This is a genomic window from Winogradskyella sp., from assembly GCF_013042245.1.
Classification (GTDB): Bacteria; Bacteroidota; Bacteroidia; order Flavobacteriales; family Flavobacteriaceae; genus Winogradskyella.
Map to the genome: position 1 here is coordinate 1 of NZ_JABDQL010000087.1, position 10415 is coordinate 10415.

The following is a 10415-nucleotide window of genomic DNA, read 5'->3' on the forward strand; positions in this document are numbered from 1 at the left end:
ACTGTTAAGTACAAAAGAGTATTGCATTAAAGCATGTGTATGAAAATTTTACCTAAAAGGGATTCTTAGCAGTTTAATCTAAAATGTTGAAAACATGAACTTTAAACATAATTTATTCGTATGAAAATAAAGTAGAATAGAGTTCTCCAGCTTAAGATGTAAGACTTAAGCAAATCTACCTAGTGTACTGTTCTTTTACTTATTTTCAATCCACAATCTAGCATTTATAAATGCCTCTAACCAAGGTGACACTTTATCATCTCTATCGGCTGGATAATTAGCCCAATTCCACGGAAAGGTTGAACGCTCTATATGGGGCATAGTTACCAAATGACGCCCCGTTTTATCACATAACATAGCCGTATTAAAGTCCGAGCCATTTGGGTTATGTGGATAACTTTCGTACGCATATTTTGCTACGATATCATACTTGTCTTCTGAATATGGTAAGCTGAATTTACCTTCGCCATGAGAAATCCAAACACCCAAGGTTGTGCCCGCTAAAGTTGAAAGCATAATAGAATTATTTTCTTGAACTTTTACAGATGTAAATGCACTTTCGTGTTTACGAGAATCGTTGTAAGTCATTTTACCATGCTTTTCGTGGTCAGGGTTAATTAAATCTAACTCCATCCATAACTGACAACCATTGCAAATACCTACAGATAAGGTGTCTTTTCTTTTAAAGAAGTTCTTAAGTGCTTTATTTGCTTTTTCATTGTATTTAAAAGCACCAGCCCAACCTTTGGCAGAACCTAATACATCAGAGTTAGAGAATCCGCCAACTGCACCAATAAATTGAATATCCTCTAAAGTTTCACGGCCAGATATTAAATCTGTCATATGAACATCCTTAACATCAAAACCAGCTAAATACATCGCATTTGCCATTTCGCGTTCTGAGTTACTTCCTTTTTCACGGATTATAGCAGCTTTTGGTTTGTTTGTGTTGTTTTTGTAATCTTCTAAAACTCCTGTAAAGTTTTTTGGGAACGTGTATGCTAAAGGCTGATTTTTATAATTCTCAAAACGTGCTTTGGCCAAACCGTTAGCTGTTTGTTTTTGATCGAGTAAGAAAGAAGTTTGGTACCACATGTCTCTTAATCGGGAAACGGTCATGGTAAAAACTTCATCATGATTGATTATGCTTAATACGTCGCTCTCAGTTACTTTGCCAATTTTGAAAAAATCGATATTAGCATCTTTTAAGATAGCTTCAATAGAGTTGTCTTTAGCTTGAAAAACAATGCCAGAGTTTTCAGCAAATAATACTTTGATTGAATCTTTTTGATTCAGTGCAGTAATATCTAGTTCAGCACCGAGGTTATTTTCAGTAAAACATAATTCTAGTAAGGTTGTGATTAAGCCACCTGAAGCGACATCATGTCCTGCAACAATTTTATGGTCCTTTATTAATTTTTGAATGGTATTGAAAACCGTTTTTACATAAGTGGCGTCTTTTACATTCGGCGTTTCGTTACCAATTTTATTTGTGATTTGCGCAAAACTACTTCCCCCTAATTTAAAATCATCTTGCGAGATATTGATGTAGTAGATATCACCTTTACCTTTCTGTAAAACAGGCTCGATAACGTTGGTTATGTTATTACAATTTGCTGCTGCAGAAATAATAACGGTACCAGGAGAAATCACTTCGCCTTCAGGATATTTTTGTTTCATGGAAAGAGAATCCTTCCCTGTTGGCACATTAATGCCTAAGTCAATTGAAAACTCTGAAATAGCTTTGACAGCTTCGTACAGTCTTGCATCTTCGCCTTCATTTTTACAAGGCCACATCCAATTTGCAGAAAGTGAAACACTTTTGAGTTCATCTTTAAGAGGCGCCCAAATGATATTGGTTAATGCTTCGGTAATGCTATTACGACTACCCGCAACAGGATTTATTAAACCCGAAATAGGTGAGTGACCAATAGAAGTCGCAATACCTTCTTTACCATTATAATCTAACGCCATGACACCAACGTTATTTAGTGGTAATTGTAATGCCCCAGCACATTGTTGTTTAGCAACTTTTCCACCAACACAACGATCAACTTTGTTTGTTAACCAATCTTTACAGGCTACAGCTTCTAGCTGAAATACTTGATCTAAATAGTTATAAAAATCATCTTTCCTGTATGAGATACTACCGTAATCTCTATCGATAGTTTTATCTGTCAGTACTGTTTTTGGAGAGCTTCCAAACATGTCTTCAAGCGCTAAGTCCATAGGCTTGTTTCCGTTGGATTCAGACTCAAAAGTAAATCTATTATCGTTGGTCACTTGTCCTACATCATAAATTGGAGAACGCTCTCTATCCGCTATTTTATGTAAGGTTTCTAAGTGCTCATTAGAAATAACTAATCCCATACGTTCTTGAGATTCGTTACCAATAATTTCTTTATCTGATAATGTTGGGTCACCAACAGGTAATTTATCTAAGTCTATTTTTCCGCCAGTATCTTCAACTAATTCTGACAAACAATTGAGATGTCCGCCAGCACCATGGTCATGGATAGAAACAATGTGATTTTCGTCACTTTCTACCATACCACGAATAGCGTTTGCGGCACGTTTTTGCATCTCAGGGTTCGAACGTTGTACAGCATTAAGTTCAATGCCTGACGCAAATTCTCCAGTATCGGCAGATGATACTGCTGCACCGCCCATTCCTATTCGGTAATTTTCACCACCGAGAATAACAATTTTATCACCATCCTTGGGTGTATCTTTTAGGGCTTGGTTAGCTTTTCCGTAACCAATGCCACCAGCTTGCATAATAACTTTGTCGTAACCAAGTCTGCGGCCATCTTGTTCGTGTTCAAAAGTTAAAACAGAACCACAGATTAAAGGTTGCCCAAATTTGTTTCCAAAGTCGGATGCACCATTTGATGCTTTAATTAAAATATCAATCGGTGTTTGGTAAAGCCAATCTCTAGCTTCAAATTTTTGTTCCCAAGGTCTGTTTTGTTCTAAGCGGGAATAAGAGGTCATATAAACTGCTGTACCAGCCAATGGTAGCGATCCTTTTCCTCCAGCAAGTCTATCTCTAATTTCACCACCAGAACCCGTTGCAGCACCATTAAAAGGTTCAACAGTTGTTGGAAAATTGTGTGTTTCTGCTTTTAAAGAAATAACTGATTCATAATCTTTTGTGGTGTAATAATCTGGTATGTCCGCATGTTTCGGTGCAAACTGTTCTACTTTTGGACCTTTTATAAAAGCTACATTGTCTTTGTAGGCCGAAACAATATCGTTAGGATTTTGCTTCGACGTTTCTTTAATCATTTTAAAAAGAGAGGTTTCTTTTTCTTCACCATCAATGACGAATGTGCCGTTGAATATTTTATGTCGGCAGTGCTCAGAATTAACTTGACTAAAACCAAAAACTTCTGAATCTGTCAGAGAACGACCAATTTTTTTTGAAACACCTTCTAAATAATTAACTTCTTCATCACTTAATGATAATCCTTCTTTGAGGTTGTAAGCTGAAATATCTTCAATATCAAGGATAGGCTCCGGTTGTATGTCAATAGTAAACATCCTTTGATTAAGACCATTAAATTTCTCAGAAATCATTGGGTCAAAATCCTTAAAACTTTCAGAAACAGATTTAAATTCTTCTATACGGATGATTCCATCAATACCCATATTCTGAGTAATCTCAACAGCATTGGTACTCCAAGGTGTAATCATTGCAGCACGCGGTCCAACAAAAAAAGCATCGATTGATGCTTGTTCTATTTTTGGTTGGGAGCCAAATAACCACACTAATTTTGATGTAGTTTCTGTTGATAATTCTTTTGTTGCTTGAACAGCAAAGACTTTACTGTTTTGGTTTCCGAAGAAGTGAATCATTATGTAAGATTATATTGTGTTTTTGAAGCTGTAAATTTACTTTTTTTATATGTATAAAGTGAAAATTATTTGATAGAAAATTTGGAGTTATAAACGAGTTATTAAATAAAAAAAAGCGACTCGTTAAAGTCGCTTATTGATTATTGCCGTATTAATTTTTTTGTGAGCGTTCCGGAATCGGATTTAAGCCTTAGAAGATAAACTCCTTTTTTAAGGGTGGAAATATTAACTTTCTTTTGATTTGCAGTAATATTTTGTTGCTTAACTTTTTTACCTAAGATGTCATAAATTTCGACACTAACAGCACTGTTAGATGCAATCGTTATTTCGTTTCCTCTTGCAGGATTTGGAAATATTTTGACTTCAGGTTGTTGAAAATCTTCTGTTGATAGTACTGCCCATCTATTTTGGGCAGGAGTGCCTCCCCAGATTAAATTTGCCAAATATGGATTATCTATAAAAGGGTTCATATTTCCTTGAGCACCACTTATAACCGTATTTCTATTATCTTCAATTCCGTTATCAGCTACAGGATCAGAGGCATTCCATTCTAAAAATAATGCAAGTGAACCAACATCACTAAATGGCACATTGTACCTTAAATTTACATACAAAACAATTCTTGCTATGTCACCACGCCAATCCCATCCAGGAAAAAATGCACTTCCAGTAGAAAAATACTGTTGATTAGGTGTTCCATTACCATCAATAAATGGGTTATTATCTCTCGATGAATTAACAGCTATGTCACAAGCTCTTAGAAGATGTAAATCTGCTTCTGCTATTCCTGATCCTAGTAAAGATTTAGGCCAGACATGCTCTGTATTATACGTTTGATTGGAAGGCGGAGTTGGGTTTGAGCCAGACAACAACTGATCATCAGGTCTTACTTCTCCACTGTGTATTAAGGTAACATTGTTAGGGTCATTAGGAGTTGTATCTGCATCATAAAGGAAATCATGTTTGTCAGAATAGCTCAAAAAGGTTGAGAGACTTCCTATAATTTTTGTAGCCAATTGATTGTGCAAATCTGTGTTCGATGACGAATAGTCGACATTGTCACCATCATAATAAGCATAAAGATTCGATAGAGGAACTACTGTTTGGGTAAAACCAAGATTGAATATAAACAGAAGTAGTAGGTAAATGTGTTTCATGTGTTTATATTTATTGTTTTTTTAAGGACACATGCTGTTCGCTATTAATCGTTTCTTTGGGTTATAATATGTCTAGCATGTTTCATAATAATTAATTTTCTGTATATCCTTAAAGTGTAATAATCAGAATGTATCTGTCATTTCGAGCGTAGTCGAGAAATCTAAGTTTGATTTGCAAGATATTTCGACTTTAGTTTATGCTGAGTACTTCGACTGTGCTCAGCATAAACTAAAGTCGAAGTACTCAATGTGACAGAATGTGTTTGAAATCTAAATTATTACTGATTACGGACATACAATTAATTTTTTTCTAATAAGGCCATGTAGAAACCATCAAAGCCAGATTTATGGGCTAATATTTTTTTATCTTTAATTAGTTTAAAATTCTTTCCATTCTCTGAAGTTAAGAATTTTTCGACTTGTTTTTCATTTTCAGATGGTAAAATTGAACAGGTAGCATATACCATTTTGCCACCTTCCTTTACCATTTTAGAGTATTGTTGTAATACTTCCTCTTGCGTTTTCTTAATGTTTTCAATAAATTCAGGCTGTAATTTCCATTTCGCATCAGGATTACGACGTAATACTCCTAAACCAGAGCATGGTGCATCAATTAACAACCTGTCTGCCTTACCATGTAGTTTTTTAATGGGTTTTGTAGATTCAATAGCTTTCATTTCAATATTATGAACACCGTTTCTACGTGCTCTAATCTTTAACTTTCTTAATTTACTTTCGTAAATATCCATGGCAATTACTTGGCCTTTGTTTTCCATTAAAGCAGCCAAATGCAACGTCTTACCACCTGCACCTGCACATACATCTACAACTTTCATGCCTGGTTTTACATCTAAGAAATCTGCAACCAACTGAGAGGACGCATCTTGTACCTCGAACCACCCGTTTTTAAAAGCTTCAGTTTTAAAAACATTAGCGCGTTCCACTAATTTTAAAGCATAGGGATGATTTGGAAGAAACTCTGTTTCAATCTCTTCAGATTGTAGTTTAAGTTGTAAATCTTTCTTGTTTGTTTTAAGGGTATTGACTCTAAGGATAACATTAGCCTGCTCATTTTGCTTTTCAATTTCAGCAGTCCATATTTTTTCTCCAAGCTCTTCAAGACCTAAGTTATCCATCCAATCTGGAATGGATTCTTTTAACTTTCTGACTTTAGAAAGCTCGTCAAATTTTCCTTTAATTTTTCGAGTTGGCGTATCTGTAAAGTATTTCCAATCAGGTAATTGAATACCTTTTAGTGTAGCCCAAACGGCAAACATACGCCAAAGGTTATCTCTGTCAAAAGGCTCTTTAACATCTGCTATTTCTGCGTAAAGTCTTTTATATCTAACAATTTGGTATATAGTTTCTGCTACAAAACCACGGTCGCGGCTACCCCAGCGTTTATCACGTTTTAGAAGTTGTTGTACCACTTTGTCGGCATATTCTCCTTCATTAAAAATTAAATGAAGGCCGTCAATTACGGCAAAGCATAAGTTTCTGTGTAGTCTCATTTTAATTTTATAAGCGTTCAAAGGTACATTTTAATGTTTATTCGTTGAAGGGTTTAACTGTTTATTCGTTTTACTTTTTTTATTTTTAAGAAAAATAAAAGACTATGCGATTATTGGTTATGTTTTTATTGCTCATTGGCTTAAGTTCATGTAAATCTGAAAATCAGTCAAAATCTAGAGCCATTTCAGAAGTTGAAATTAAAACATTATTACAAGATTCTTTGTTGAATGTCAGAGCGATAGCTATAGACGAGAATAATAATTTAAATTTTGCCACTTCTAATGGAGAGATTGGAGGAAAATCTATGAATTTAAAGAATCAAGAGAGTGTTGTTATAAACTTTATAATAAAGCATGATTCAATAATTCCTAATTTCCGATCGATATCAATTACCGAAAAAGGTATTTTTGTTTTTGGGATTAGTTCTCCTGCTTTATTGTATAAAATTGATACTGATTCATTAAAGCTTGTTTATAAAGAAACCCATCCAAAAGCCTTTTATGATTCAATGGACTTTTGGAACGATAGAGAAGGTATTGCCATGGGAGATCCAACTGACGATTGTATAAGTATAATTATTACAAGAGATAGTGGTGAAACTTGGACAAAATTATCCTGTGATGATTTACCTAAAGCTAAAGAAGGAGAAGCTGCTTTTGCAGCAAGTGACACCAATATTGCAATTGTTGGTAATGAAACTTGGATTGCTACTGGTGGTAGGGCAAGCCGAATTTTATATTCTAATGATAAAGGGAAAACTTGGCAAATTTATAAAACACCAATAATCCAAGGCAAATTAACCACAGGAATATATTCTTTAGATTTTTATGATGCGAAAAATGGTTTTGCTATCGGTGGTGACTATACTGATGCAAATGCTAATACTGCTAACAAGATAAGAACTTATGATGGTGGAAAAACTTGGGAAGTTGTTGCTAATGGACAAAGCCCTGGCTATAGAAGTTGTATACAATACATCCCAAGTGGTAATGCAAATGAATTAGTTGCCGTAGGTTTTAAGGGAATTGACTACAGTAAGGATGCTGGAGAAAGTTGGAAACATTTAAGCGACGAAGGTTTTTACACCATTAGATTTTTAAATGATTCTATAGCCTACGCTGCTGGTAGTGGTCTAATTGCTAAACTTATCTTTAGATAGAAAAAGAAGCCTTAGTAGCTTCTCTTTCTTTATTTTTTGTTTCTTTTCTCTCTAAAACTTCGGAGTCTTTCTAAAAGTTTTTTGTTAAACTCATCCTCAGCGGCTTTTAGTCTAATAATTTTTTTAGAAGTTATCACAGTCTTAAGATCATTAACCAATTTTTGTTTGGCTTGGTGCATTTTGTCTTCACCTTCCGTCATTTGATTAAGAAACTTGTTGGCTTTAGCATCAGATATATCAGAGTTTTGACGCATCTGTTTTCTTATAGGCTTAAAATAGTCTGCCTTAATTTTTCTGGTCATTTCCTCATAAGTATTGTAAATAGGCCAAAATTTTTGAGCCTCGTCAGACGTAAGTTCAAGTTTTTCCGTTATAAATGCAGTTTTTTGTGCTTTTATTCTGTCTCTCATTTTGCTGTTTCGCGGTGGTTGGGCAAAGCTTAAAAGCCCAATAAATAGTAATGTAAGTGTAATTATCTTTTTCATGTGTTGTATGTATTATTCTAGAATGGATTCTATATCAGAGTTTTCTAATAAATAATCTTCTAAATTTTCTTCTTTATAATTGGTTTCTATAATGGTAAAGTTTTCTTCTAATATATTCGCATCTACTAGCAACTTTGCTAACTCGTAACTGTTTAATTCAGTTTCTATTAAATAGTTTTGAACCAAATCAGCTGAAAGTTCTTCTGTTTTAGGTTGTGATATAAAAATCGCAAATAGAAATAGGAGTGAAGCTGCAATTCCTGAAACGTAATAAAATGACTTTCTTCTGAATATTGAAATAACAGGTGTTTCATTTTGTAATTTTAGGTGCTTTAAAATATTATCTTCCAAAGTATAAAAATAGCCTTCAGGTGTTTTAAACCCTGAGGTATCAATGTCTTTTATTAGGGTATTATCTACAACAGATTGGATGAGTTTATCATCAAAAGATTCAAAATAATCTTTTGGAGTTTTAAACCCTGTTGATTTGATACTATTTAATTTATTTTTTTTCACCTTGTACTAAAATTGTTTTTCTATGTATTCTATTTATTTGACTTCTAGATTATTAAAAGGTTTAATCTGCAGTTAAAAATGTTTCAATTTTTTTTACTGCAATGTGATAGGATGCTTTTAAAGCACCTTCAGTCGTTTCTAAAATTTGCGATATTTCTTTGTACTTCATGTCGTCAAAATATTTCATATTAAAAACAAGCTGTTGTTTTTGTGGCAATGTAGCTATAGCTTTCTGAAGTTTTAGCTGTATTTCATTACCTTCAAAATAAACGTCAGCTTTTAGATTATTTATAGCATTAGTTTTTGCTTCTTCATTTGTAATTTGGATACGCTTAGCATTTTTGTTGATATGAGTTATAGATTCATTTGTGGCAATGCGGTACATCCATGAGAAGAGTTTACTATCACCCTTAAACTTATCAATACTCCTAAAGATTTTAATAAATGTATTTTGAAGTACATCATCAGCATCATCATGATTTATAACAATTTTTCGAATATGCCAATAAAGTCGCTCTTTATAGAGTTTTAAAAGCTCTCTAAATGCGGTTTCTTTCGTGGCTTTATCTTTTAGCCTGGCAATTAAATCTAGTTCGTCTGTCAAAAAAACTTTGTATTTGCTGCTTTGACTAAGGTAAAAAGAAAAGGTTTAATACATAAGCAAAGTTTATTGGAAAACAGGGCAAAATCATACTTTTAAATTATTAGTGTCCGATAAAAAATCCCTCAATTATTGAGGGATTTTTCGTAAATAGCTGTATTAACTTTCAAATAATATAGCTATGAGTAAAAGTAATCATTTTTTCGGACAGCCGATATTCAGTCAGATGATAAATTTGATTGATTCTTCTATTGTATCAAATGCTTCGGCAAATTGCAATAGCGACCGTTATTGTAAACGTTTTACAACTTTTCAACACTTAATAACTATGCTTTATGGTGTTGTTTCTGGATGCAACTCATTACGAGAATTATCAGCAGGCATAGTAAGTTACGGTTCTAAGATAAGTCATTGCAAATTTGATTATACTCCTAGACGAAGCACTATCTCTGATGCCAATAAGCGAAGAAGCTATTTGGTCTTTGAAGATATTTATAATTCTCTTGTTAAAAAATTTCTCCCTGAATTATCGGACAGCCACAATCAACTTTTAATAGATAAAAAGGTGTATGCTATAGATTCTACTACTATAAAGTTATTCCAGCCCATATTTAATTGTGTAGGTCGCAACGCTAATAGCGGTAAGCGCAAAGGAGGACTAAAGAGTCATCAAAAGCTAGATATGCAAGCAGGCATACCTGTAAAAGTTTATCATAGCCATGCTACAGAGCATGATTCTATGTTTATACATCATAAGGATGTTATGAAGCCAAATGAAGTTGCTCTTATGGATAAAGCCTACAACAATTATAAGTTATTTGATAGGTGGAATAAAAGCGATATCTACTTTGTAACTAGACTTAAAAACAATGCACAAGAAGAGCTAATAGAAGAGTTTGAACTTAAACCAGCAACACCAGATAATATACTAAGAGATGCTAAAATAGCCTTAACCTATAAGAATGATAATGGACAAGAGGTAAAGGTTGAGCTAAGGCTTGTAAGCTTTTACCATGAAGAAAAAAATAAGGCTTACTACTTTCTTACCAATCTATTTGATTTAGAAGCAGAACAAATTGCAAACCTATATAAAAAGAGATGGCAAATTGAAACCTTATTTAAGAAGA

Annotated in this window: 8 protein-coding genes; 2 read left to right on the forward strand and 6 right to left on the reverse strand. The window is 33.8% G+C overall.

Annotated elements, in window-relative coordinates; genetic code table 11:
* Positions 1-195: 195 nt before the first annotated feature.
* The 3 genes from purL to HKP48_RS07370 form a co-directional block, all read right to left on the reverse strand.
* A complete protein-coding gene (gene purL / locus HKP48_RS07360; RefSeq protein ID WP_296344376.1) occupies positions 196-3858 on the reverse strand; it encodes a phosphoribosylformylglycinamidine synthase in 3663 nt (1220 codons plus the stop codon).
* 140 nt (positions 3859-3998) lie between these two features.
* Positions 3999-5015 carry an endonuclease gene (locus HKP48_RS07365; protein ID WP_296344378.1) on the reverse strand — a complete coding sequence of 339 codons (1017 nt, stop codon included), beginning with the start codon at positions 5013-5015 and terminating at the stop codon, positions 3999-4001.
* Between the two features lie 299 nt (positions 5016-5314).
* Positions 5315-6526, reverse strand: a complete 1212-nt coding sequence (locus HKP48_RS07370; protein WP_296344380.1) for an RsmB/NOP family class I SAM-dependent RNA methyltransferase — start codon at positions 6524-6526, stop codon at positions 5315-5317.
* 104 nt (positions 6527-6630) lie between these two features.
* Here HKP48_RS07370 and HKP48_RS07375 point away from each other — a divergent pair, with 104 nt between their 5' ends.
* Positions 6631-7686 (forward strand): oxidoreductase, encoded by a 1056-nt coding sequence (locus HKP48_RS07375; protein WP_296344384.1) that lies wholly within the window; start codon positions 6631-6633, stop codon positions 7684-7686.
* Positions 7687-7715: 29 nt separating this feature from the next.
* Here HKP48_RS07375 and HKP48_RS07380 read toward each other — a convergent pair whose 3' ends face one another.
* The 3 genes from HKP48_RS07380 to HKP48_RS07390 all read right to left on the reverse strand — a co-directional run bounded on the left by HKP48_RS07380 (position 7716) and on the right by HKP48_RS07390 (position 9291).
* Positions 7716-8171, reverse strand: coding sequence for a hypothetical protein (locus HKP48_RS07380; protein WP_296344386.1), 456 nt, complete (start codon positions 8169-8171; stop codon positions 7716-7718).
* A 12-nt stretch (positions 8172-8183) separates the two neighbouring features.
* Positions 8184-8687, reverse strand: coding sequence for a hypothetical protein (locus tag HKP48_RS07385; RefSeq protein WP_296344388.1), 504 nt, complete (start codon positions 8685-8687; stop codon positions 8184-8186).
* Positions 8688-8748: 61 nt separating this feature from the next.
* Complete coding sequence (locus HKP48_RS07390; RefSeq protein ID WP_296344390.1) at positions 8749-9291, reverse strand: RNA polymerase sigma factor; 543 nt, start codon at positions 9289-9291, stop codon at positions 8749-8751.
* A gap of 178 nt (positions 9292-9469) precedes the next feature.
* On the opposite strand from HKP48_RS07390, the gene HKP48_RS07395 reads away from it, so the two are divergent.
* Positions 9470-10415: IS4 family transposase (locus HKP48_RS07395; RefSeq protein WP_296344392.1), on the forward strand; the 946-nt coding region annotated here is incomplete at its 3' end.